The sequence below is a fragment of the Pseudoalteromonas sp. McH1-7 genome, assembly GCF_013366255.1.
Lineage (GTDB): Bacteria > Pseudomonadota > Gammaproteobacteria > Enterobacterales > Alteromonadaceae > Pseudoalteromonas > Pseudoalteromonas peptidolytica.
In genome coordinates this window covers 113,087-138,608 of sequence record NZ_JABWPQ010000007.1, presented here as the reverse complement: position 1 = coordinate 138,608, position 25,522 = coordinate 113,087, and the positions used below count along the sequence as shown (strand labels likewise).

Sequence of the window (25,522 nt, the reverse complement as noted above, 5' to 3'; positions counted from 1 at the left end):
GCCGGTCAGCTAGGCTAAAACCACGCCATTAACAAACCAAATAAGACCTACCACAAACAAAAAGACAAACAAAACACCAGCCAAAGCAAATGGCCAAAAGCGCTTTTTACTAAAGTCATACTCTTGTTTTTGGCCACTCTGCACACCAAACATTGCTGCGCATACACTTTGGACTAGTGCGAGTTTATTAGTAGAAGAAGCCATAGTGTTTACCTCTCAGACCAATGGTCGATTAATAAGGAGATGAAACTTTACTACTGCTTTGATTGTCCTTAGAACCAATTAATAGCTCTAACAGATCTAAGTAATGAAATTGACCATTGGCACTGCCACCTGTCAGCCACGCAGCCCAACTTGTATGTGCTTCACGTTGACACTCTGAAGTACTAACACGTTGGCTTAAACTATTTGAATTACATACACATGCGTTGTAGTTGGTGGCAAACTCTTGGCTATTATCAAAAGAAAGTACCCCTGCTGATACGGCGAGCACTGCCGACAGCAGAGCAATCCGTGCTTTATATCTAGAAACCATAACCCTATCCCCAGAAAATAGATATTGGATAATAATACACAATGTTCGTTTATTGCACAATCTTAAAAGGTCGTAATTCGCAGACTTTCTAGCCAATTTACGGTACAGTATCGGGGTCTTACGTTTAGGGGTAAAGTATGTCTGATTTTTTAATTGCACCGTCGATTCTATCCGCAGATTTTGCAAGGCTTGGAGAGGATGTTGAAAAGGTATTGGCAGCAGGCGCTGATGTTGTCCATTTTGATGTGATGGATAACCACTATGTACCTAACTTAACTTTTGGTCCAATGATTTGTGAGGCACTGAGAAATTACGGTGTGACTGCGCCAATTGATGTGCACTTGATGATTAAACCTGTCGACAGTTTGATCCCTGAGTTTGCCAAAGCAGGTGCAAGTATTATCACTTTTCATCCTGAAGCAAGTGATCATATTGATCGCAGCCTAGCATTGATCAAAGAATCTGGATGTAAAGCGGGCTTGGTGTTTAACCCAGGTACGCCGCTTCATTATCTCGATCATGTTATGGATAAAATAGATCAGATCTTATTGATGTCGGTAAATCCAGGTTTTGGTGGGCAAAGCTTTATCCCGCACACGCTAGAAAAGTTAAAAGAAGCGAGGGCACGTATCGAGTCTTCTGGTCGTGATATTCGTCTTGAAGTTGATGGTGGCATTAAAGTCGATAACATTGCTGAGGTTGCGGCTGCAGGTGCTGACATGTTTGTTGCTGGTTCTGCGATTTTTAACCAGCCCGACTATAAAGCCGTTATCGATGCAATGCGTCAAGAACTGGCAAAGGTAAAATAATGCGTTTTGAGGGGATTCTATTTGATCTCGATGGCACACTAGTTGATAGCGTCGAGGATATGTACATGGCGCTCAATTTAACGCTTTCTGAGCTTGCCCATCCTATTGTTAGCCATGCGCTGGTTCGTGAATGGGTCGGCAATGGTATCGATATGTTGGTAAAAAGAGGTCTCAGCGGTAGTAATGAGGTCAGTGAAAACTTATCGGAAAGTTTGGTGCACACCGCCGTTGAGCGTTTTAAAGTACACTATGATGAATTAGTGGGTCAGTATGCTGGATTATATCCACATGTTGAAACGGGACTATCTGCATTTGCGAATGTGCCAAAAGCCGTAGTGACCAATAAAAACCGCGCATTTACATTAAAACTGCTGGATAAATTAAACCTCACATCGCACTTTACTTGTATTGTGTGTGGTGATGATACAGACAAAAAGCCCTCACCAGCACCACTAATGCTGGCAGCAGAACGCTTAGGGATACCGACAGATAAGTTGATTATGGTAGGCGATTCCAAAAGCGATATTTTAGCGGCACAGGGTGCCAACATACCTGTGATTGCGCTTAATTATGGGTATAATCAAGGATTCGATTTGAAAGAGTTCAATCCACAGTACCTTTGTGATGGATTCTTAGATATTATTCCCATTATCAATCAACGTTAATTCAATGAAAAAATAAAGGAACGACATGAGTAAACCTGTAGTATTAAGTGGTATTCAGCCAACCGGTGGTATGACAATAGGCAATTACGTAGGTGCCATAAACCAGTGGCTTAAACTACAAAATGACCATGATTGTCACTTTATGCTAGTTGATTTACATGCTATTACTGTGCGTCAAGACCCTGCTCAATTACGCGAGCGTGTACTTGATGGTGTTGCGCTTTATACCGCATGTGGAATAGATCCAGATAAATCAGCGCTGTTCGTACAGTCACAGGTACCAGAGCATGCGCAGTTGGGTTGGGTGTTAAACTGCTATGCCCAGATGGGCGAGTTAAACCGTATGACGCAGTTTAAAGATAAGTCAGCAAAACACTCAAACAACGTTAATGTAGGATTATTTGCATATCCTGTTCTACAAGCGGCAGATATTTTATTGTATCAAGCTGATCAAGTGCCTGTGGGCGAGGATCAAAAGCAACATCTTGAACTGACACGTGATATTGCGACGCGCTTTAATAACCTATACGGTGATGTGTTTAAGGTACCTGAACCTTATATTCCTGAGGTTGGCGCGCGAGTGATGAGCCTGCAAGATCCGTTGAAAAAGATGTCAAAATCGGACGATAATCCAAACGCTTTTGTGATGCTGCTTGATGAGCCGAAAAAAATTGAGAAAAAGCTGAAAAAGGCTGTCACCGATTCTGATGAACAAGCGCGTATCTACTTTGATCGTACTGAAAAGCCGGGTGTATCTAATTTATTAACTTTGCTGAGTGTTGCAACTAAACGTTCTGTTGAGGAATTAGTTCCGGAGTACGAAGACAAAATGTATGGACACTTGAAAAAAGATACAGCAGAAGCCGTTGTTAATATGCTAAACCCAATACAAGCCCGCTTTAAAGAAATCCGTGAAGATCGTGCTTTGTTGGACGAAATTATGCGTAAAGGTGCTGAGAAAGCAGGCGCTCGTGCAGAGCAAACGTTAAAAGCGGTATATAACGCGGTCGGGTTTATTCCAAGAGGCTAAACCTATTTTCACAATGGTGTGATTGGTATTGAGAGAAGCTAGGGTCTGCTTAATGTAGGGCTTACTGTACATGAGGGTACAATTCTACTGCAATACCAATCATATACTACCTTGTATGCTTAGTGCATTTACATTTACTATATTTAATCAATACTTGTTTGTTGTTTTAGTTGTAGGGGTGCTTGCGACTAACAATGAAATAGTAAACTTACCCTCATCAAGAATTATTCTAAAAAAATACATAAAATCACCTGTAAAGGACTAAATCCTTAATTTTTCATTAACTTTTAATTTGTATTAACAATTAAAATAATTTGAAATTTTGTATTTTTAATAATGTCTATTAGCAATAAGTCTTATATAAATTTATGGTTTTTATATAGTGATAATCTTATCCTTTCAGTTATAAAACTTTATATTACATAGCTATTTTTATTCTTTTATACAATAAAAATATATCAAAAAGTTCTTATCCTTTTCTATCAGGCTATGGCTAAAGAAGTTCGCTATACTCTATGGCCGACAATACGAAATCCCCAAAGTGCACTTACAGCATAGCTCCTCTTGCTTTTTCAATTGATATTCACGTGCAGCCACTCTATCAAATTAATAAAAACTCAAAAAGCAAATAATAATTATTACTAATTGAGACTTGTTTAGTCTTTTTTAGAAAGCGCTGTATAACCTGAGAAATAAATACTCTGGATTAATAAAGTATTCCAAATTTTACCTCATGTACCAGAAATATTTCACTATGTACTACTTTTGGTACATCACTGAGAGGGATATGAATAATTTGCTATCTACAACGTGAGGAAATTTTAAAAAGTGCTAATAAAGTCTTAAGAATGACTCTTAAAGTTAATAGAGTAAGGTGGTCATTTATGTCGGATTTCATAAGTAATTCAATATTTAAATAGATAAATTTTCTCCGTTAAGAATGAATAATAGCTAACAAAAATTAGTTTTTTATTTACATGGCGTGGTTTTTGCTGCGGCGAGGTTGGTTTTAACCAAAAATAAGGAAAATTCAGAATGAATTTAAAATCTCTAGCATTAATCGGACTAATCTCAACTTCTGCTTCAGCAGCAACTCAGTTAGTCGAAAATAAATATCCAGTAACAAACCCTGAAGTATTCGGGAAGCAAGTCTTCGATGATGGCATGCATACTCTACGAGTATATGGTGAAGTGATGCACCTTGGTGGTGGTACTGTTAATACATGGATTTCTCTTGCAGCAGGTGGATACTATAAAATTGGTATGACTTTCTCACCAGAAATTCTTGATATTAATAATCTGCCTACTGAAGCGACGCACCATGATGCTTACTTAGACTTTCCTCGTCTAGCTGGAAGCCCATTCAAGCATTCTTATTTCTCATGGAATCCAGCGGGTCACGCGCCAACCAACATCTATGACATTGCACACTTTGATATTCACTTATCATTCTTTGAAAAAGAAGAGTTAGCAGCTATTCAGTTTGCAGATCCGGAAGGTCAAATTCTGCCTCCAGCAGAATACATGCCACCAACATCAATTGCGCAAACTTTCCCTGACGGCAGCTATATCAACGTGCCAAGTCAAGGTGTTCACTGGTATTACGAAGATACACCTGAATACAACGGTGGCGTATTTACAGAAACTATGTTGTGGGGTTCGTACAACGGCAAGCTTAGCTTTGTTGAGCCAATGATCACGTTCGACACAATTATGACTGAAACGTTCTTTGAAAAAGAGATCGATATGCCATTGTGTGTAGAAGCTACAGGCTTCTATCCAAAAGTGTACGGTTGGCAGCATAAGCAAAATGCGGAAGGACAAACATACATTGACGTGTATATGAAGGACTTCGTATTTATGCGTGCTAACGCACCTGGTTGTAGATAATAGGTGTAAAGGTGGCCGTTAGGTCACCTATTTTCACTTCAATGTTCCATCTTGATTAAAGTGCAGTTTTTATGAACAAAATATTCCATTGGATAGTCGTGATCTTAGTATTTATTTTAATAATGAGTACTTCATTCTTAGTTTATGCTTTTTATTCCGATACTTCAGATATTGATGAGACACTATCTACTCCAAAAGTTGCTAATAACGTTGTAACAAAGCAACCCGTGTATATCTGTCCGATGCACAGTCACATAATAAAAAACCATCAAGGTGAATGCCCGGTATGCGGCATGAAGCTAGAAGCTGTAACTCATCAACACGCAGAGGCTGATGCAAAAGCTGAAATTACCCTCTCAGGTTTAATGCAAGCCAATGTTTCTCTCTCTACCTCCAGTGTAGAACGTTCCACTCTATGGAAATATATCGAGACACTTGGTCAGGTGGATTATGACCGCAATCGTGTACTTGACCTACACACTAAAGCGAAAGGTTGGATTGAAGCTTTAGCAGTAAACACAGCGGGGGAGAGAGTTTCCAAAGGACAGTTGCTGTATAAAATCTATTCGCCCGATTTAGTGGCTGCTCAGGATTATTATCTCGGTATTTTTAATAGTACCCGAATGAATAAGAAGCTACTTGAGCGCGCGTATTCTCGTCTGCTTTTATTGGGGATCACTGAAGATATAATCAAAGAAATAGAAAAGCTTGGTGACTCTATCGATATTTTACCGTTTTATGCGCCTTTTGACGGTGTCGTTTCTTCAATGAATATGCAAGAAGGCTCTTACGTTATCCCAGAACAAAAAATGATGACACTCTCTGATGCCTCAAATGTATGGGTAGTCGCTAATGTCTACGAACATCAAATCGACTGGGTGCGCTCAGGCAAGTGGGCAGAGGTTGATATACCAGCGTTAGGTATCGAAAAGCTAGAAGCTAAAATTGAGCACATCTATCCTGAATTAGACCCTGTTACTCGAACGCTGCGTGTGCATCTCTCGTTGGATAACGCCGAGAATATTATCAAAAAAAATATGATAGCGAATGTTCGTATCTATGGCGGTGGTAAAAAAGACGCAATCCATGTTCCTGAAAGTGCAGTGATCCGAACTGAGCATGAAAATAGAGTCATAGTTAAAGAAGGTGATAATCGTTTCATTCCCAAAGTCGTTAAAGTTGGCATTAGTACCCAAGGAAGAGTAGAGATATTACATGGGTTACAAGACGGAGAAAAAGTCGTTACCTCAGGGCAGTTTTTAATTGACTCGGAGTCTAGTATCAAAGAAGCCATATTACAAATGGCTCAAAGAGACGATTTAAGTAGTAACGAGAACTAACATGTTAGCGCAAATAATAATTCAAAGTTTAAAAAATAAATTTCTTGTTATGCTGGTGTTTTTGGGGCTGGGCTTAATGGGCTTTCGTGCACTAGATAAAATCCCATTGGACGCAATCCCTGACCTTACTGATGTTCAAGTCATCATTAAAACTTCTTATCCAGGTCAAGCTTCCGAAATTGTTGAGCAACAAGTGACTTATCCACTGTCAACTTGGTTACTGTCTGTGGCTAAAGTGAAGGCTGTGAGAGGATGGTCATTCTTCGGTGACTCCTATGTCTATGTGATCTTTGAAGATGGAACGGATCCTTATTGGGCAAGAACGCGGGTACAGGAATATTTAAGCCGTGCAGAAACCATTTTACCTGACGCTGCAAAACCTAGTATGGGGCCTGATGCTTCAGGTGTAGGTTGGATCTTTCAATATGTACTAAAAGACACAACAAACTCTCGTGACCTTAGTGAAATGAGAGAGTTGCAAGATTGGTTTTTAAAATTTGAACTGCAATCTGTGCCTGGTGTAAGTGAAGTTGCCACCGTTGGTGGCATGGAAAAGACCTATCAAGTTGTGCTTGATCCACTTAAATTGATGCAATATGGGCTCACCATAGCGCAAGTAAGAAGTGCAATTCATAATGCCAACAGTGAGCAGGGTGGCTCTGTGATGGAGATCGCTGAGGCGGAATACATGATCCGCGGCCGAGGATATTTAAGCACATTAGATGATTTCGATAACATTGCATTGGGCATTGTAAATGATGAAGGTATGCCGCTGACTTTGAAGCATGTGGCCACGATAAAAACAGGCCCACAGTTGCGTAGAGGAATTGCAGATCTTAACGGGCTAGGGGAAGTGGTTGGTGGTATTGTTATCATGCGAGATGGTGAAAATGCCTTAACGACCATCAATCATGTAAAAGCAAAGATTGCACAGTTAAGCTCAGCGTTACCTGATGGCGTTGAGTTTGAAGTGGTGTATGACAGAAGTAAGTTAATCACAGCCTCGGTCGATAATTTACAATCCAAAATACTTATAGAAATGGCTGTAGTCGCGGTTGTTTGTTTTGCCTTTTTACTACACATCCGCTCGACCTTAGTAGTGGTGCTGTCTATTCCCTTTTCGTTATTAATTGGCTTTTTAGCGATGCAGTGGTCAGGATTAAATGCAAATATCATGAGCCTTGGCGGGATCGCGATTGCCGTAGGTGCCTTGGTCGATTCGGCCATTGTGATGGTTGAAAATGTGAATAGACATCTACTAAATCATCAAAAGCGTACAGGCATACAACCTTCAAATCGAGAGAAATACAAAATAATTGAAACCGCAGCGACAGAAGTCGGGCCTGTTTTATTTATTTCACTGCTGATTATTACAATTGGTTTTTTTCCGGTGTTTGCCTTAGAAGGTCAAGAAGGGAAGCTATTTACGCCATTGGCACTGACGAAAACATTTGTGATGGCAGCTACCGCATTGCTCAGCGTCACTTTAGTGCCGGTATTAATGAGCTTGTTGATCAAAGGGCAGATCCCAGATGAAACTCGCAATCCACTGAATGCCATACTGATCCGCGGTTATACGCCGTTTATTAATTTTGCTTTGGCATCTCCCAAGCTTGTGATGTTTATTGGCGGAGTAGTAGCAGTATCAATGGTATATCCATTGATGAAAATGGATAGCGAATTTATGCCTGATCTATACGAAGGAGACTTGCTGTATATGCCCTCGACATTACCAGGGGTATCTATCGCCGAAGCGGGATCTATCTTACAAAAAACAGATCAACTGATAAAAACTGTCCCTGAGGTTGAGTCTGTTTTCGGTAAAGTTGGCCGTGCAGATACCGCAACCGATCCTGCACCACTCACTATGCTAGAAACGACAATTCAATTAAAACCTGTAGAGCAATGGCGTGCAGGTATGACACTTGAAAAGATCATTGCAGAGCTGGAGAGCAAAGTTAAGTTGCCTGGCGTGACAAACACTTGGGTACAACCGATTAAAACTAGAATTGATATGTTGTCTACTGGCGTGAAAACTCAGCTTGGTATAAAAATATCCGGTGAGAGTCTGACCGAGCTTACCGCGCTTGGTGAGCAGATAGAAGGGCTACTCAATCAGCTTGAAAGCACAGGATCTGTGTATGCAGAACGTACTCAATCTGGCAGGTATATAGATATTGAGCCAAATAGAGTCGAAGCTGCGAAATATGGCTTAATGATCTCAGATATTCAAGATGTCGTTAAATTTGCCTTAGGAGGCGCGAATATTTCAGAAGTAGTCGATGGACGCACGCGTTTTCCAATTAATCTGAGATACCCAAGAGTCTATAGAGATAATATAGATGCCTTAGAAACGGTGCCATTTCTGACTCCAACTGGGGCTTGGGTGACTCTCGGGCAGGTTGCAAGCATTGAGGTCAAAGACGGACCTGCGGTAATAAAAAGTGAAAATGGCTTAATGAGCGCATGGGTGTTTATTTCTGTTACCCCGGACGTTGCTATTAGCGATTATGTCGATGAAGCAAGTGCTCTATTGGCAAGTAACATTGATTTACCTGAACGTTATACATACACGTTTACAGGCCAATACGAGCACATTGAACGACTAGAGAAAAAGTTACTAGAAGTTATCCCTCTGACGGTATTGGTTATCTTCGTGTTGCTTTACATTGCGTTTCGTTCGAGCGCGCAGGCTTTGCTGGTGCTCTGTACATTGCCTATCGCAATTTCAGGTGCACTTTGGTTTGTTTACTTTTGTGGTTATCCAATATCTGGCGCGGTCGTTGTCGGAATGATTGCACTAGGCGGTGTTGCAGCTGAGTTTGGTGTGGTGATCACCTTGTATTTAAATCAGGCTCGCGCAGAGCAAAGTAACCTGGTTGAAGCTGTTAGAGAAGGTGCATTATTGCGCATACGGCCAAAAGCGATGACTGTTTTCACTATTGTTGCAGGGTTGATCCCCATTATGTTTAGTATGGGAAGTGGGGATCAAATTATGCAGAAAATTGCTGCGCCAATGATAGGTGGAATGTTGGTCAGCCCAATCATGTCTATGTTGGTTATTCCTGCGGGATACCTAGTTTTATATAGATATAAACAAAGGAAATTGGAGGAATAAATGAAACTAAAAGACTTTGCATTGGCCATTCTCGTCACTGCGATTTGGGGCTGGAACTTTTCCATTATTAAGTTGGGACTAGATACTTTAGACCCGTTCATGCTGGCAGGACTGAGGTTTTTATTTTGTGCTATCCCATTGATTTTTTTCATTGAAAGACCGAATACCTCAATAAAGGCCATTGCTTTTTATGGGCTGTTATTTGGCACCGGCGTTTGGGGAATGGTGAATCTAGGGGTTTACCTTGGCGTCTCGGCAGGTGTTGCTTCATTGTTGTTACAGTTTAGTGCTTTCTTTACGGTCTTCTTTGGGATGATCTTTTTTAAAGAAAAAGTTGGATTACAACAATGGATAGGTTTCTCGTTAGCAATGCTAGGTTTGCTGTTGGTATTAAACTTGACCGATGGCAGTGTTTCATACCTTGGTGTCGCTTTTGTGTTACTGGGTGCGCTGTGTTGGGCGTTAACGAATGTAGTGGTGAAGCAAGTGAAACCGAACAATGTGTTTTCATTTGTAGTGTGGGCGTGTCTGTTTTCTGCTTTCCCGCTATTTTTGTTAGGTTATTTTGTCAATGGTGCAGAGGCAATGCTATTAATGACCAAAAATATCAATAGCATGGCGCTATTTTCTATTTTCTTCCAAATATATCCAGCCACGCTGTTTAGCTTCTGGATCTGGAGTTCATTAATGAAACAATATCCTATTTCTACGGTTGCACCGATCTCTTTGGTTGTACCTTTATTTGGATTGATGGGGTCAATGGTGATCTTTAATGAAGAGATAAATGCGGAAAAGATCATCGCATTTGCCTTGATCTTGACAGGATTGATCGTTGGACTATTCGGTAACAAGTTTTATCGCATGTTGGTGCCAGCACCAAAACAAGCATAAGCTTCACAAGAAGCTTTCACACTATGAAAAACCTTTGAAACAGTATGCTAGGCAGCTTAAATAAGGTTTTCAAGCTACCTTTTAAAAGCCATTGATCCGATAAGCATCAATGGCTTTTTAGTTTTTATTAATTCGTACTTTATCGTTGCTGGCGCGAATGACCCCGTACTCGCGTAGTCTTCACTCGATAAAAGTGGGTATCGGATAATCATGAGCATGCGCTGAGTTTAATTGGCTGTGTAACTCCCCCAAAAATGAAACGGTTCATAAGTAGAATTTTCTATTACCTAATATAAGAAAGAGCCGGGAATTCAACTCCGAAGTACACCCCCGTTAAAGTTGGCTGTCTGAGAGTATCAATTATCCGATGCTCAGGTTTTATAGGTGTAGGTACTTTAGTGAATGTAGGGCGCGGGTAACTTTGATGGATTAAAGGCTGATATTATAAGCGAAAAAGCCACAGCAAAGAGTAGGCTTTGTTGTGGCTTCAGCAGTTAGAACTTAAAATTAAATAAAGACTTTTATTTCACTTTGGTCGTCATGACGAAGTACACGTTTAAGTACTTTGCCAGTTACCCCTTCTGGCGCATAGGCATTAGCGTTGGATACCACAGAGATACTGTTGAGTGATATCACGTTGTGCGCTTGTAACCAGGCATTTATTTGGGCTAACAAATCATACAAGTATGATTCTTGCGTATTTTCAGTGACCAAATCAACTCGGATTGCGACCTTAGTTGCTTGTTTGTCATCTAAGTATGTATAGATTGAGCAGTCAAAGATCTCATCAAAACGTTTGAGGATCAGCTCTTCTGTTAATAAGCTATACAGTGTTCCATCTTGGGTTTCAATTTTGTCGGTGATCCTATCTAAATGATAGAAATAACCAAGTGTATCCTTACGCACCAGATCGCCCGTGATCCAGTAGCCATTGACACGTGATTTCTCACTGATCAACGAGCTATTCCAATATCCAGGTGTAAGCGAAGGAGATTTAATACCAAGCCGGCCAACTTGACCTGCTGGAAGTAAATTACCATCATCATCCAATACCTGTGCATCAACCCAAGGTTGTGGCTTACCAACGCAACGATCATAGTCGCGCTTACCGCGGTAATGATTTACGGTGAAAAGGGAAGATCCCATTTCTGATGAACCCAAGCCGTCAATGTAAACAGAGCCAGGCTTTCGCTCTGCATTGTTAAAGTGGCTGCCCCATTCAGTTAAATGCTTTACATGTCTCTCATGTGCGGCATCTCCTGTACTACGCCAGTAATTAACGCTTTGTAGCAACTCAGGGTTGGGCTCATCTCTTACTAGTTCAACGAAAATCTTTGGAAATGCAACAACAAAGTTTGGCTTAAAGCTATCAATTTGCGCCGCTAAGCTCTTTGGTGATTTATCGCTCAGTACCAAAGTTGGACAACCGCGCATGCTGGCTTCCATTAGGTATGCCAATCCCGAATTATGGGAGTGTGGCAACGCCGTTAAGTAACGGTCCAAATTGTCGATTGGATTACCCAACCTGAATCGAATACCATGAAAATATGGCTTATGTGCAGCGATAACAGCCTTTGGAATACCAGTCGTACCTGAGGTATGAGTTAGGAGTACAGGATCTAACGCATTGTGTACAAAAGGATAAACCGTAGGCAATTGTGTTGTCGCTTTTTGTTTGACTACTTCATCAATGATGAAAAACTGAATATCATCATGTTTATCAACAGCTGTGAGCTCTGATAATCGATTCTCAGTAGTTAACACAAGTTTTGCTTCAATATGTTGAATGTATTGAATGGCAATACTTGGTGCAAGCTTACTGTTGATCAGTGCTGGAACCGCACCTAAGCTTGATAGCGCAATAAACTGGATGAAATAGTCTATCGTATCATCAATAAATACCGCAATTACATCTTTAGCAGTAACCCCTTGTGCATGATAAAAAGCAGACCACTGCTTTGCAGTATTAAGCAAACTCTGATGTGAGAAGCTAAAAATTTGCGTATTATCAAAACCAATAATTGGTCGCTCTAAAAAGATATAATCATGATCTTTATAGCTGTTTTCTCGCAGTAAATAGTGCAGGAAATTACCTGCACCTAACTGATCATTTTGAAGTAATTTGCAAAGTTCAAAAGGATCTATTTGGCTCATTGATTACTCCTTAACCGGCATAACTAACAGACTCTTGCTCATCCACAACGCTCATAGATGGTTGTGAAGCGCAAGGAGTGTTACGCAATACTTTTGCGAGGCGAGAGAGTAAAAAGTCTTTGTTATCGCTTTGGAATACACCTCTACCAATACATAGACCTTTCGCACCATATTCCATCGCTGATTGTGCCTTATGCAATAGAATATTTTCGTCACCTTTCTCGCCGCCGGCAAAAAATATTGGTGTGCCATCGTCAGAAGCACTCAGAAGATCAGGAAGGTACTCATCTTTCTCAGGAAAGCCAATTTTGAGTGCATCACTACCAAGCTCAACACCCATGCGGATAAATGAGCGCATGCGATCAACAGCCTCAAGACCTTGAGCATTTGCTTTGTCATATACCATGCTTAGCAAAGGGATCCCAAGGGCGTGTGCTTTATCAGCAACAGCGCCGAGTAATCGCGTATTATGTGCAGCGTTGCTTTCGGTAAAGTTAACCTGGATTGATACCGCATCTGCTCCCAATTGAACCGCATAGGCCAAATCAGTAACTAGTTGCTTAGTATCAGCATCCTCAAATAGGCTATTCATACCATTCAAGTGAACCATCACTCCCGTTGAGGAGGGGATTGCATCCGCTAAGATTAGCTTCTCAATCATCCCTTTATGCGCGATGATTGCACTAATATTTGCATTGCTTACCCAGCTTTGAATTGCTTGAGTAGACTCAATTCCTTTGATAGGACCTACAGTAAGGCCGTGATCAATGGGCACAATAAGCCCCGCAGATTGCTCTGGATAGAGCAGTCTGCTTAAACGTAACTTTCTTCCAAAATAACTCATATTGACTAATCCTTTGAGTTGAGCTGTGATTACTTCTCTATGATGTTTTCATCTATTTTGATACCAACGTGACGACCAACTTCAGTGGTGTAGCCCAGTACTTTGTCACCAGCTTTTAGTTCAGAAATGTTCAGTGGTTTAGCATCTGCAGAGAAGATACGAACATGCCAGTCATCCTGCATGATGACGTTCACTTGTTCACCATTAGGGAACTCGACTTCAATGATACGTAGTGGGCGTTTTTCGATTTTTACACGACCTACAGGTGCTGTTCTTACGCGACCTTTAGAATTTACTAGCATGACATTAGAGCCTGCTTTTAGCTCTGACATGTAATCTGTTCTGTCGTTGGTGTTATAGACATAGCTGTGTACGGCACCAGCATTAACTCTAAATGGACGTAGCTCCATATATGGTAGGAAGTAAACTTCAGGACAACATAAAATACCGCCTTGAGATGTTGAGCCAACTAACATACCTTCATCATCATCAAATAACGTACCAGTGTCGATACATGCGCGGTAACCCATACCTACCGGGTAGCTTGCTTTTACAGTACCAACTTGGATAGGTAGATTATCTTGCTCACGATGTTCAATACGAGAGATAAACTCGTCTAAATACGAGTGTTCTTCAGGTGAGTAAATAACACCTTCTGCACCGTATTCCATTACACCTAATGTAACAATTGCGTCATCAACATCTCTTGGCGATGAGATTTGCTTCATTAGAATAGTGTTGGTTTTTTGCAAAGATGCGATCACAAGTTCGAGTGGAATATTCGTTGGATCTTTAAATAGGATACTTAAATAATCTGCCTTTAAACCATCATATACTGAACTGTGTAGGCTATCGTTGTCATCTACATAACAGTGATAACATACTGAAAAACCCTCTTCTTTTAGAGGTAGAATCATCTGGTTATCAGTGTAGCTAACGACCAATCTTTTTGACTTATCTTCTTTAAACTGTTTACAAAGCTTGCTCTTCTTAAATTGCTCAAGCTCTTTTTTATCAGATAGCTTTAAGATAACTAACATTCTGTTAGGAATGTACTTAATTAAATTCTCGATATTATTTAAATAAGTAATAATACCTGAATACTGTAAATTAATTATTCTTGCAAACATGTCGTCATCCGGAGACTGTTGCTTTAGATTTTTTGTATCAAACCAGATGATAGGTCCATTCAGCTCGGCTCTTTTATCATTTTTACCTTCGCCGATATTGCTTAATTTAATCGCATTACGGCGATTAATATTTTCAGCTGTTTCATACTGTTCAGTTACCTGTTCATCTTTTTTGACGGTAGCTTCCATTTTCTTGTCCTTAAATTATTGAGTAGTTGATTTGGTCGACATAGGTAGAGCAAGAAACGAACCATAATAAAACTTCTTTTAAATCATGCGCTTGATTGTTCGTCTAATAGGGGCGGGATAGAAAAAAGTACATGGTGTATTTTTTTTGTTACTGATCTATTAGATAATTTACAATGTAACATATTGTTAAAGGTTTTTAGTTGATTTAGCAGTCTGGATGGTTGCTTATATATGTAAATGTTGTGTTTCTTTTGTTTTTAAGTGGTATATGTATTTAGTGTTTTACATATATGTATACAAATGTATTGTTTTTGTTTTGTTTGAAGTGGTGTATCTTCCTCAATTAGGAATGGATAACAACAGGTGGTAGTAATGCTGAAAAAGGTATCGACATTTTTAAAAGTCGTAGAGTGTGGAAGTTTTAGTAAAGCAGCCGATGTATTAGGAGTTAGCCCTTCATCTATTTCACGTCAGATCAGTCAACTTGAGGATCAAGTAAAAGGTAAACTACTTAAAAGGACTGCAAGGTCTATCGCATTAACAGAAGTAGGGAGAGAGTATTATAAACAGGCTGCTAAAATCATTCAGGACATTGAAAGTTTAAATTCAATAGGTCAATCTCAGTGTTCTGAGGTTGAGGGTACGCTTAATATATCAGTATTTGAATCATTCGGTCTCAAGTATATCGCTCCATTATTACCTAAGTTTTTACAACAGCATCCTAATTTATCTGTGGAGTTAGACCTGAGTAATGATGTCGTCGATTTATATCGAGAACGTTTTGATGTAGGTATTCGTTTGGGCGTGCCAAAAGACTCTCGTCTTGTTGTTAGGCCGTTGCTCAAAAATAATATGGTGTTGTGTGCATCACCTGAATACCTAAAACAGCACGGTACCATTAAACATCCTAACGAGTTGACGCTACACAATTGTTTGTCACTATGTCGCAATGGTAAGGGCGTAAAATGGAGTTTTTGCCATGAAGGAGAAAAAATTAATGTTGATGTAAAAGGAAACCTTATTTCTGCTGGTGGCCAGGTGTTAATTGAAGCGGCTAAGCAGGGGCTTGGGTATGTTCTATTGCCTGAATGGGCATTACTAAAAGATTTACAAAGTGGTAATTTAGTTCAGTGTTTAGATAACTGGGAAGCGGATATTGGTCGAACACAAATTTATGTGTTTTATTTAAAAGATAATTTTACTCAAAATAATATTCAGGCGTTTTTTAATTTTCTCAAACAAGAATTACCAAGTCAATTTATCATTTAACCTGCTAACCTATTACACATAAATTTGACGTAGTGGTTAGGGATAACCGTCGCTAGAGAGCAAGTTATTATCTTTAGTTCAGGTTATTTAATCTACACCACATATTGGAAGCAGGAGCAATTGCCCCTGCTTTTATGGCTACTATAGCTGAGTCACGCTTTCTGTGGCGATAGCCAGATGCAGCTCTTGTAGCAATGCCAACAAGTGTTGAGGTTCGACGACAAAGCTCATCACGCTCTCATGACCAAGGCCAAAGGTTCTAATCACTGGGTGCTCATCAAGCAAGTTAGTTACGTAGGTGGTAAAGCGGCTGGCTTGATTTAATTGACTACCCACGATAGAAGCTAAAGATAAGTCTTGTTCACATTGGATCAAAATATCTTCAAAACCGTTAGAGATCAGGTATTGATCAATTTCATTGAGGCGTGCTTCGTCCATATTTTGGGTGATCAACACAATGCTATTTGCATGTAACTCGCAGACTTGAAAATGAAGTCCCAATTGTGTGATCAATGCAAGTAGTAATTGGATCCGTGTTAGCTCTGCAAGACCGCTTTGATTGATCGTTAACAATGATACATTATTCAAATAAGTGACAGAGTATGCACCTGTTGGTTCATTGATATTATGGATCAACGTATGCTTCCCTGAGGGTTTAAAAGTAGAAGCTACTTTAATAGGAATACATCCTTGCATTGCCGGTTCAATAGACTTTCTGTGAAGCACTTTTGCTCCCAAGTTTGCCAGCATAGCAGTAGCACGATAGCTCAACTCCTCAATCGCAAACGTATCAGCAATAATACGCGGATCTCCTGAATATACACCTTCGACATCAGTCCAAATTTGTAACTCTGTTGCTTGGCTTGCTTGGGCGATGATTGCTGCACTAAAATCACTGCCGCCACGACCCAAAGTAACGAGTTCGTCAGTCTCGATGTGTTTTGCAATAAATCCCTGAGTAACGATAAGTTGCTCTGAAGGAAGTAACTCAAGTTGTTGCTGACAAGCTTGAGTGCACAATGCAATATCGACTTGATAGTCATCATACTCATCACCGCTAACAGAAATGAGTTCTAACGCACTGCGCTCTTGATTTTGCAAGCGACAGCTGGCAAAAATCATTGAGACTAGCTTTGAGGAAATGATTTCGCCCATCGAAATAATCGTGTGATAGTCGCTGTTATTTCGAGTGTGAAAGAAGCGGGAGGCTTTCCTTGCCAATTGTTCAAGCCATATTGAGATCGCTTCATTACATACCTGTTGCAGTGGTAAGCCGTACATTGGTAGTGTGAAGTTTTCATAAAATTGGGTGATCTCAGAATGGATCAAGCTGATGTGCTCTAAAGAACGAGAACGGGTCAAAGCAACCAGTTTTTCAGTGATCCCTGCTTGGGCACTGACTACAACCACTTTCACTGATTTATCATTTTTGACTATATTGGCGCACTGCAAAATAGATTCAAAAGAAGCTACACTTGTTCCGCCGAATTTCGCAACCTTTAAAGCACTCATGGAATTATCCTTATACGTTATATGTTCCTGCAACAGTTCCAATTGACAATACCAAGCGGTTCCAGCTATTGATACCGATCACAGCCAAGCTTAGCTCACCAATTTCACTGTTTGAGAAATAGGCTCTGACTTCTTCATACACGTGGTTTGGTACCTGTTCTGTTGAGATGTTAGTGAGCGTTTCTGTCCATAATAAAACCGCACGCTCTTTCTCATCAAAGTAAGGCGTTTCTCTCCAATTTTGCACATTGATTAATTCATGAACATCAAGCCCATCTTTTTGCGCATTTTTGAAGTGCATATCAACACAAAATGCACAACCGTTAATCTGCGAAGCATACAATTTGATCAGGTGTAGTAATTTCTTATCAATTGAGCTTGACTGGATATTCTGCTCCATATTCATAAGAGAATTGAAGACAAACTCAGGCATATCTTTATAAGTCATTCTTTCTTTCACGGTTGTTCTCCTTACATTTAGTATGTTAACCAGAATGAACAAGGCAAAATTTAAGCCAAGGTTAATTTGTTTTTTTAATATTATGATATTTATAGGTTTTTTGTTGGTTTTTGCTGGGAGGCATGGTTCCAGCATGGAGAAAGATGAAATTATGTTTTGCTCTGAGTACCCAATGTAATCAATCTAGTACTTCGCGCCACTGAATAGCTAAGTGAAAGTTTAAAAATCCATAGTTATCAATGTGTTGGATGTTTGGCATGGAATTTGGTTATTACCCTGTAACACGAGAGGATTTGAATTTTATTTGAGGGTGTGGCCATGTCACAAGACGATTTAGAAAAAGCGAAAAGGATTATACGATTTTTTCATCCGGAAAAACGTTTCAGTTTTATGTCGGGTGCGAATGACCCTGCGGTATTAGCAGCAATGTTTGGTGTACCCCAAGACACCTACCTTGCGATCCGAAACGAGTTTGAACTTAACGTCAACCTTGCTGCGCGAGAGCTGCTTAATGAACCTGATTACCTAAAAAGCATTCAACAGATCCCGCTTGTAGATAATGCCACTATTGCAGTGATCGGTGATAGTTTGACGGATGATTATCAATCTTGGTTTGAAATCTTGCAAAAAAGTTTTCAGATTGCCCGTCCTGAAGCCAATATCACTTGGGTAAACACGGCATTGTCTGGTGATACCACAATGCAGCTATTTTCAACATTAACTCAAATAGAAGCGGTAAAACCTGATTACCTATTTTGCTTGATTGGTACCAACGATGGCCGAGTTCATGGTGATGGCAAAAAGTCATGCACTGGATTTAGAGAGGTGATTGATAACCTGTCTGAAATCGCTACGCGTGCTGAATCTTGTGTGCAAAAAGAGTTTATCTGGATCACTCCTGTAGGTGTTCAAGAAGATTGGATCAAAGAAGATTGGCTACTGAATAAGTTTAACGCTTCTTGGAGTCATCAACAGATCTTACAAACCGCTGAGCTGATCCGTACTCGCCCAGAAAAACACATCGATATTACCGAGATTTTTGCAGGTGAAAGGCGTGACGCCATGTTCCTTGAAGATGGCTTACATTGGAGCCTACAAGGACAGAAATCGGTAGCTAGAAGTGTTGTCACAGGTTTCCATCGCATTTTGATGCAGCGCTAAGGAGTGCCCGTGAGTATTAACATAAAAGTAGCTAGCCTCGAAGACAATGCCCAAGTTGCAAACTTGTTTGATTTATATCGTCAGTTTTATAAACAAGATAGCGATCTAGATGGTGCTGCGAGCTTTATTCATCAGCGCTTGATGAAAAAAGACTCAACTATTTTTCTCGCAACGTCAGAGGAAAGCGAACTGGGATTCCTACAGGTTTATCCAACATTTTCTTCCATTTCAATGGCTAATGTATGGCTTATTAATGATCTGTATGTATGCAGTCGTGCTCGAGGCCAGGGAGTTGCAAAACAGTTATTGCAGCAATGTGTTGAACAAGCTGAGCAACTGCAAGTTAAGTTAATTCGCATCTCAACTGAGTTTAGCAATACCGCAGCGGCGCAGCTATACGAGCAATTTGGCTTCGAAAAAGATACTCGCTTTCAACATTATAACTATTTCTTAAAAGGATAATGAGATGGATAGACAAGAAACGTTACATCAGCTTATTAGCGCTGCTTTTCTAGCGCCAACGTCTTTCAACTTGCAGCACTTTAGGTTTATTGATGTGCAAGACAAAGATAAGCAACAAACACTACTTAGTGCAGCTGCTAACTGGGCTGATGAAGGTGAACCTGAGTTTGTTATTGCACTTTGTGGTGATAACAACAGTTGGCAAGAGGCAGCGAATTTTGCCAAGCACGTAAGTGATGAATTTGTCGAAATGTCGCAGCAAAAAGCCACTATGGTTTATAGCAGCAACGAAGTAACACGACGTGATGAAGTTAACCGCACCAATGGCTTTGCATTTACCAACATGTTGGTGAAAGCACATCAATTGGGGTTAGGTTCTCGTGTACTTGAGATAGACAGTCCATCTTCAGTCACTGATTTATTGAATATATCTGACGCCTATTCGCTGTCGGCTGTGGTGGTGTTTGACAAAGCATTAGCCAAGCCACTACTTAAATGCCAACCGGATTTAAACCTAATCTCTGAAGATGGATTTTAATTATGAATATGTTTTCTAACGAAAGACTGGCTGTTGCCATGCGTGAGCGCCGCGCAATCAAGCACTTTGAACCAAGCTTTGTTATTCCTGAAGGTGATAGAAAGCACATCCTTTCATTCGCTACGGAGTTAGACCTTGGCTTTAATATGCCACCACTTAGGATCTGTCGTGTATCAGACATGGCATTAAGAGAGCAAATTAAAGAAGTCGGCTTTCAGCAGCCACAACACACCGGTGCAAGTGAGCTTTGGGTTGTATGTATTGATACTAAAGCGCTTTCAACTAAAGAAGCAGAGCACGCAAGAACGCAAGCGATGTTTTATGGTGCTGCATATTCACAAGCCTTGATGCTTGGCGCAGCTAGCCTAGGTTATGACTCATGCCCAATGATAGGTTTCCAGTTTGGCCCTGTTGGTGAGTTGATCTCGCTGCCAGAGTCTTACGTGCTGTGTAACTTTGTGGTGATGGGTAAGCGCAAAAAAGCCCCGCTTACACGCGGCTCAAAACTCGCTATCGAAGATGTTTTATTTACTGATGAATTAGTGTAAGGCGGCAGTAAGATGGCTTTATCCTCGTTAAGTTTTCCAGTTTCAGCTGAACTACAACCGGTAGCTAGTACAGGTTTTGTAGCCGCATTGGCACAAATATTACAACGTGTACTAAAAGTAGAACAGTTGGCGATTACACTAGATGAGTGTTATCGGTTGATAGCGCTCAATGCAGAAAGTGAACGTCGCGATATTGAGCTGCAACTTAACGAGGTATTTACGGATCAAAACTGCTTTTCTCAGCTAACGATTGAGCCGCGGACAGCTGAGCATGGTGGTGCGACAGCACAGTTAGTTTTGGCGCTAGGCGACGGGCAAATCAACATTACATTTGATGACTCGATTTTTCCAGAAGCGCTACTTAACACCATACTTGAAAGCGCCTTAACCCAGTTAATGGACGCTCAAACAAGAGCCACGGCTGCGCTACATATACAGCGTCAACATTTTTCGGGTACTGAAGCGGCATGCTTAGCTGATATTAATCAGCAGTTTCTGCATATAGTTGATCAATATCCAATGCGACAAGCCATTACTGATGGTGATATTTGCCTCACTTATGGTGAGCTAGCGCAACAAGTAAGCATACTTGCATCTCGCTTGGCTAACCTTTCAGTGCAAGGTAAACGAGTTGCAGTGGTATTGCCTCGCGGCCATAAAACCGTTATTTCAATGCTTGCAATTAGCTTTGTTGGGGCAACGTATGTCCCGATAGAGACGTTAAACCCAGTTTCTTATATTTGCGAGCAGATCAATCATATTGCAGCGGCGGTGGTTATCTGTGATAAGACTGATGATAGTTATCAAGACTTACCAAATAGCCATCATTGGGACTCACTGATTGCCTCAGCTGGTACAGAGTTTGTTCCAGAGGTGATGCACCCAGACAGGGAATTTACGGTGTTGTTCACCTCTGGATCAACCGGTAAATCTAAAGCTGTGGTTCATGCAGAGCGCTCTTTTTTAGCCCGATTTGATTGGCAATGGCAAGTCTCGCCAATTACCGCTGAGGATGTTGTCGGACAAAGAACCAATGTTGGCTTTGGGCCACACATTTGGGAAATCTTAGGAGCCATCTTAAAGGGGGCGCACCTGGTTATCTTGACTGATGCTATTGTGGCAAATCCAAAGCAGTTAATTAGTTATATTCAGCAATATGAAATAACTCGGCTTGCTCTAGTGCCTTCGATAGCGAAATTGTTGGTTGAGACCAAAGGGGTGCAAGCAAATTGTCGCTCTTTACAAGTTTGCTCGTTAGCGGGTGAAGAATTTGGCATGCAGTTAGTTGAAAAACTAAGGAACACATTTGTAGGTTGTCAGATATTTAATGACTTCGGCTCTACTGAGTGTAATTGCATGTTCTTCCATCCAATCAGCAATGAAGTCACCTTGGGTAGACCTTCTAGTGCCGCATCGTTAACTATTATCAATGATGCTGGTGAGCCTTGTTTACCATTTGAAGCCGGCATGCTGCATGTAAATGGAAAGACGTTGGCCAAAGGGTATGTCAACGAGCAAGGAGAAATTACTGAGCTGCCACAATCACAATATGGGTATGTCACAGGAGACAATGTTTTTTTTGACGAAAAAGGCTATTTGTATTCTCAAGGACGCAAGAATAATGTGGTTAAAGTGCGGGGAATGCGTGTCGACATCGTGAATGTTGAACAGCAATTACAAACATTATTAGAGATAGACAAACTCAAGTTAGTCGCTCGCAAAAAGTCAGATGGTGAAACCCAGCTGATCGCTTTTTACCAGTCTTCGCATCTTGCTGTTGAATTGCTACGACGTTGTAAAGATAAATTACCAGTGCATTACTGTCCGGCATTTTTCTTTTCAGTCAGCTCTTTTCCGCGTTTACCAAACGGCAAGTTAGATCGAATGCAGCTGTTGAAAAAATTACAAACGCACGCTGACCATAACCAAAGTACAGCCAAAGATAAGCTTATCAAGATCCTTGCCGATATTACGGAGCTGCCGTTATCAAGTCTTGATATTGAAGCTTATTCACTGGTTGAACTAGGCGTGGATTCATTAGGACTAGTGAAAGTCGCGCATGCTATAGAATCGGTGTTCTCGCGCTCTGTTTCTTTGGCGCAGGTGGCTGCAATTACTTGCTTTTCTGAGCTAGTGGAGTTAGCGCAAGGGCGCTTTGTCACACCAACACAGAAATTAGTACATCAAGATGTAGATCATTTATTGACTTACTTTACGACGTTGCAGCCACAGTCTAACCCCGCAGGTAACAGTGTATTGCTCACCGGTGCCAGTGGGTTTATCGGGGCATTTATGCTAGCCGAATTAACTAAGCATCATATCGTTTATTGCCCGGTTAGAGCGCAAAACTCACAGCATGCACAAGCCAAAGTTCAGCAAAATCTACAAAAATATGGTTTATCGGTTGAAGTACCTGAAAACCTTCGCGTAGTGGCTGGTGATATTACCAAACCCAACTTTGCCTTATCAAAAGTACACTTTGAGCAACTCATTGACGAGGTTGGCACTGTGTATCACTTAGCGGCAAATGTGAACCATGTACAAAGTTATGCAAACTTACGTATTGAAGTGCTGCAAACATGGGAAAACTTACTGCCATTTATCAACCGTGCTGGTAGTCAGTTTCATTTTTTCTCCTCAATTGCGGTATGTAAATTAATTGATGGGCATTGGCGTGATGAGGCTGTGCCTGAAAACCCAGACTCGATAGCTTCTGGCTACGGTCAAAGTAAGTGGCTCGCAGAGCAGTTACTTACAAGCTGCCAAGCTGCAGCATCCATCAACATTTATCGACTTGGTGAAATAGGTGGCTGTCGAACGACAGGGCAAGGCCGAAGCGACGACTTTGTACATAATTTATTGGCTGTGATGTCGGCTATTCCTTTTTACCCAGCAGAATTGGCGGAGTCGACTCTGGTGGTGGATGTGTTGCCTGTGGATTGGTTGGTGCAATTTACTCAGCTGGCGATGGCGCAACAAAAAGTGACCTTGTTTAATTTGCAAAACCCAAGTCCTACGCCGCTTAGTCGCGTATTGGACGATTTGGGGTGTAAGCCATCAACAGAGGTCAGTTGGCAACAATGGCTAACAGAAATTCACCAATGCGTAATCGACAACGCCGATAGTTTACTAAATGTTTTACCTTTTTATACCACACCTAATGATCCTAGTTGGCTCAATTACTTTTCATCTTTGGAAATGGACTGTAGTGCAATGACGCAGATCTTAGGTGATCGTCTAGGAACACCTGAGATCGCTCAATTGCAGTGGCGCGCGTATGCGCAAAATTGGCGTAAACACGGATTAGATTTTAACAAAAACAAAGGAGCACAGTTCTAATGAACGGAGCAGACAATACCATAGTGATTCTGGGTGGGGGGCTTGCAGGATCAACATTAGCTAAACAGCTGATCATGATGTATCCCAACTTAGATATTAAGATCTTAGAGTTTAACTCTTACCCAGTACCACTGGCTAAATTTAAAGTTGGTGAGTCAACTGTAGATATGGCAGGGCACTATCTTAGAAATGTATTGCAACTTGAAGCACATTTAGAACAAGAGCAATTACCTAAATATGGGTTACGGTTTTTCTTACCTGATAGTGACAATACGGATATTACCACTCGCGTAGAAGTTGGTAATGGTCAGCGTCCTGTATCCAAAAGCTACCAGCTAGATCGCGGTAAATTTGAAAACTTTATGCATGCGACGTTGCTTGAGCAAGGCGTTGATTTTATTGACTCTGCAAAAGTGGTCAACATTGCTATCAATGAATCATCTCACCGTGTCACCTATGTTAAGGACAGTGGTTCAGAACATACGATAGAAGCTCGTTGGGTGTTAGACGCAAGTGGTGGTGCGCGACTATTGCAAAAAACACTTAACCTTGAAGCGGTGCATACCAAAAGTCACCACTCAGCATGGTTTAGGGTTGCTGGCAAAGTGGAGATCAACGATCTATCCACCGATCCACAATGGTTAGCACGAGTTCCTGAAGTTGCTCGTCAATTATGTACTAACCACCTGATTGGCAAAGGTTACTGGGTGTGGATCATTCCACTATCAGGAGATAACACCAGTATTGGTGTGGTGGTTGACCCTGAGTACCACGATGTGGAACAGCTTAAGACATTAGAGTCTACGCACGCTTGGTTAAGCCAGCACGAGCCACAATTGGCAGCGCTATTACAAGCTAAACAGTTTGAGGTTATGGATTACAAAGCGATGGGCAACTTTACTTATCGTTGTGAATCATTGTTTAGTCCAAATCGCTGGGCGTTGACCGGTATTTGTGGTTCGTTCACAGATCCATTCTATTCACCAGGCACTGACTTTATTGCCATTGCAAACACACTGATTTGTAAATTGGTTGGTGAAGATCTTGCTGGAAACGATCTTAAAGCGCCATGTATGGCTTCCGAGCAGATGTACTTTGCTGGCTACGACTCATTAATCAGCACAGTAGAGAATCAATACGGCATCTTTGCACATAATTTGGCAACCAGCTGTAAGCTGCTGTGGGATGGCACATTAGCATGGTCAGGCGCAGGCTTGATGTTTTGTAATGACCGATTTACAGATGCAAAAATTGCCATGGAAGTATCAGATGAACTGATGCTAATGGGCAAACTGCATACCACAATGCAGCAAGTATTCCGTCGCTGGAGTACCTCAATTCCTGACCGCGAGCTGCGCAAAGACATTATTGTCGACCAGCTAGATAATTTTGGCCAACGAGCACAAAGAGCGTTAGTGCAAGATTATTCAGATGAAGCGTTAGTGGCGCAGGTCAAACAGAACTTCAATACGTTGTGCACATTGGCTGTCGCAATGTTCAAACTAGTAGAAGATAAACCCGTTACAGATTCAGAAGTGGCTTTATTGGTATCCGGTTACCGTCATGAGCCTGAGGTAGAGACTGAGCTGAACAATTTACTTTTCAATCATTAATATTAAATAATAAAACTTGGAGTAT

21 protein-coding genes are annotated in these 25,522 nt (G+C 41.0%); 14 read left to right on the top strand and 7 right to left on the bottom strand.

Translation table 11 applies throughout. The features are described 5' to 3' along the window. Nucleotides 1-9 precede the first annotated feature (9 nt). Nucleotides 10-204: a DUF2970 domain-containing protein gene (locus HUZ36_RS07060; protein ID WP_125252288.1), complete on the bottom strand. Its 195-nt coding sequence runs from the start codon at nucleotides 202-204 to the stop codon at nucleotides 10-12. 28 nt (nucleotides 205-232) lie between these two features. Next, nucleotides 233-535 carry a hypothetical protein gene (locus HUZ36_RS07055; protein WP_176032446.1) on the bottom strand — a complete coding sequence of 101 codons (303 nt, stop codon included), beginning with the start codon at nucleotides 533-535 and terminating at the stop codon, nucleotides 233-235. Between the two features lie 137 nt (nucleotides 536-672). Between HUZ36_RS07055 and rpe the strand changes: the two genes are divergently transcribed. The 7 genes from rpe (at nucleotide 673) to HUZ36_RS07020 (ending at nucleotide 10,278) form a co-directional block, all read left to right on the top strand. Continuing rightward, entirely contained in the window at nucleotides 673-1,344 is a 672-nt protein-coding gene (gene rpe / locus HUZ36_RS07050; protein ID WP_125252286.1) for a ribulose-phosphate 3-epimerase, read from the top strand. Then, nucleotides 1,344-2,009, top strand: a complete 666-nt coding sequence (locus HUZ36_RS07045; RefSeq protein WP_125252285.1) for an HAD-IA family hydrolase — start codon at nucleotides 1,344-1,346, stop codon at nucleotides 2,007-2,009. Before rpe ends, HUZ36_RS07045 begins: the two co-directional genes overlap by 1 nt. A gap of 25 nt (nucleotides 2,010-2,034) precedes the next feature. After that, nucleotides 2,035-3,039: a tryptophan--tRNA ligase gene (gene trpS / locus HUZ36_RS07040; protein ID WP_128732302.1), complete on the top strand. Its 1,005-nt coding sequence runs from the start codon at nucleotides 2,035-2,037 to the stop codon at nucleotides 3,037-3,039. Between the two features lie 1,035 nt (nucleotides 3,040-4,074). Further along, entirely contained in the window at nucleotides 4,075-4,929 is an 855-nt protein-coding gene (locus HUZ36_RS07035; protein WP_125252283.1) for a hypothetical protein, read from the top strand. 71 nt (nucleotides 4,930-5,000) lie between these two features. Next, nucleotides 5,001-6,269 (top strand): efflux RND transporter periplasmic adaptor subunit, encoded by a 1,269-nt coding sequence (locus HUZ36_RS07030; protein ID WP_217704613.1) that lies wholly within the window; start codon nucleotides 5,001-5,003, stop codon nucleotides 6,267-6,269. Between the two features lies 1 nt (nucleotide 6,270). Further along, a complete protein-coding gene (locus tag HUZ36_RS07025; protein ID WP_176032445.1) occupies nucleotides 6,271-9,387 on the top strand; it encodes an efflux RND transporter permease subunit in 3,117 nt (1,038 codons plus the stop codon). Beyond that, complete coding sequence (locus HUZ36_RS07020; protein WP_125252281.1) at nucleotides 9,388-10,278, top strand: EamA family transporter; 891 nt, start codon at nucleotides 9,388-9,390, stop codon at nucleotides 10,276-10,278. 507 nt (nucleotides 10,279-10,785) lie between these two features. On the opposite strand, the gene HUZ36_RS07015 is transcribed toward HUZ36_RS07020, so the two are convergent. From HUZ36_RS07015 to HUZ36_RS07005, 3 genes are read right to left on the bottom strand one after another with little or no spacing between them, the layout of a single operon-like run. Continuing rightward, nucleotides 10,786-12,432 (bottom strand): class I adenylate-forming enzyme family protein, encoded by a 1,647-nt coding sequence (locus HUZ36_RS07015; protein WP_176032444.1) that lies wholly within the window; start codon nucleotides 12,430-12,432, stop codon nucleotides 10,786-10,788. 10 nt (nucleotides 12,433-12,442) lie between these two features. After that, complete coding sequence (locus tag HUZ36_RS07010) at nucleotides 12,443-13,276, bottom strand: class I fructose-bisphosphate aldolase (protein WP_125252279.1); 834 nt, start codon at nucleotides 13,274-13,276, stop codon at nucleotides 12,443-12,445. Nucleotides 13,277-13,305: 29 nt separating this feature from the next. After that, nucleotides 13,306-14,595 (bottom strand): 3-dehydroquinate synthase II, encoded by a 1,290-nt coding sequence (locus HUZ36_RS07005; RefSeq protein ID WP_147389386.1) that lies wholly within the window; start codon nucleotides 14,593-14,595, stop codon nucleotides 13,306-13,308. 372 nt (nucleotides 14,596-14,967) lie between these two features. On the opposite strand from HUZ36_RS07005, the gene HUZ36_RS07000 reads away from it, so the two are divergent. Continuing rightward, entirely contained in the window at nucleotides 14,968-15,864 is an 897-nt protein-coding gene (locus HUZ36_RS07000) for a LysR family transcriptional regulator (protein ID WP_125252277.1), read from the top strand. Nucleotides 15,865-16,005: 141 nt separating this feature from the next. On the opposite strand, the gene HUZ36_RS06995 is transcribed toward HUZ36_RS07000, so the two are convergent. Together HUZ36_RS06995 and HUZ36_RS06990 are read right to left on the bottom strand one after the other, a co-directional pair. After that, complete coding sequence (locus tag HUZ36_RS06995; protein WP_128732298.1) at nucleotides 16,006-17,376, bottom strand: aspartate kinase; 1,371 nt, start codon at nucleotides 17,374-17,376, stop codon at nucleotides 16,006-16,008. A 10-nt stretch (nucleotides 17,377-17,386) separates the two neighbouring features. After that, complete coding sequence (locus HUZ36_RS06990; protein WP_125252275.1) at nucleotides 17,387-17,836, bottom strand: carboxymuconolactone decarboxylase family protein; 450 nt, start codon at nucleotides 17,834-17,836, stop codon at nucleotides 17,387-17,389. 318 nt (nucleotides 17,837-18,154) lie between these two features. Between HUZ36_RS06990 and HUZ36_RS06985 the strand changes: the two genes are divergently transcribed. Genes HUZ36_RS06985 through HUZ36_RS06960 form a run of 6 tightly spaced genes read left to right on the top strand, consistent with a single transcriptional unit; the run spans nucleotide 18,155 to nucleotide 25,497 of the window. After that, on the top strand, nucleotides 18,155-18,997 hold the full coding sequence (locus HUZ36_RS06985; protein WP_147389388.1) for an SGNH/GDSL hydrolase family protein: 843 nt from the start codon (nucleotides 18,155-18,157) through the stop codon (nucleotides 18,995-18,997). A gap of 9 nt (nucleotides 18,998-19,006) precedes the next feature. Beyond that, complete coding sequence (locus HUZ36_RS06980) at nucleotides 19,007-19,459, top strand: GNAT family N-acetyltransferase (RefSeq protein ID WP_206644516.1); 453 nt, start codon at nucleotides 19,007-19,009, stop codon at nucleotides 19,457-19,459. Between the two features lie 4 nt (nucleotides 19,460-19,463). Next, on the top strand, nucleotides 19,464-19,997 hold the full coding sequence (locus HUZ36_RS06975) for a nitroreductase family protein (protein ID WP_128732296.1): 534 nt from the start codon (nucleotides 19,464-19,466) through the stop codon (nucleotides 19,995-19,997). 2 nt (nucleotides 19,998-19,999) lie between these two features. Continuing rightward, the gene (locus HUZ36_RS06970) at nucleotides 20,000-20,545 is read left to right on the top strand and encodes a nitroreductase family protein (protein WP_125252272.1); all 546 of its coding nucleotides are present in this window, start codon (nucleotides 20,000-20,002) and stop codon (nucleotides 20,543-20,545) included. Between the two features lie 12 nt (nucleotides 20,546-20,557). Beyond that, nucleotides 20,558-23,884 (top strand): non-ribosomal peptide synthetase, encoded by a 3,327-nt coding sequence (locus HUZ36_RS06965; RefSeq protein ID WP_176032443.1) that lies wholly within the window; start codon nucleotides 20,558-20,560, stop codon nucleotides 23,882-23,884. Further along, nucleotides 23,884-25,497, top strand: a complete 1,614-nt coding sequence (locus HUZ36_RS06960; protein WP_176032442.1) for an NAD(P)/FAD-dependent oxidoreductase — start codon at nucleotides 23,884-23,886, stop codon at nucleotides 25,495-25,497. Before HUZ36_RS06965 ends, HUZ36_RS06960 begins: the two co-directional genes overlap by 1 nt. Nucleotides 25,498-25,522: the final 25 nt, after the last annotated feature.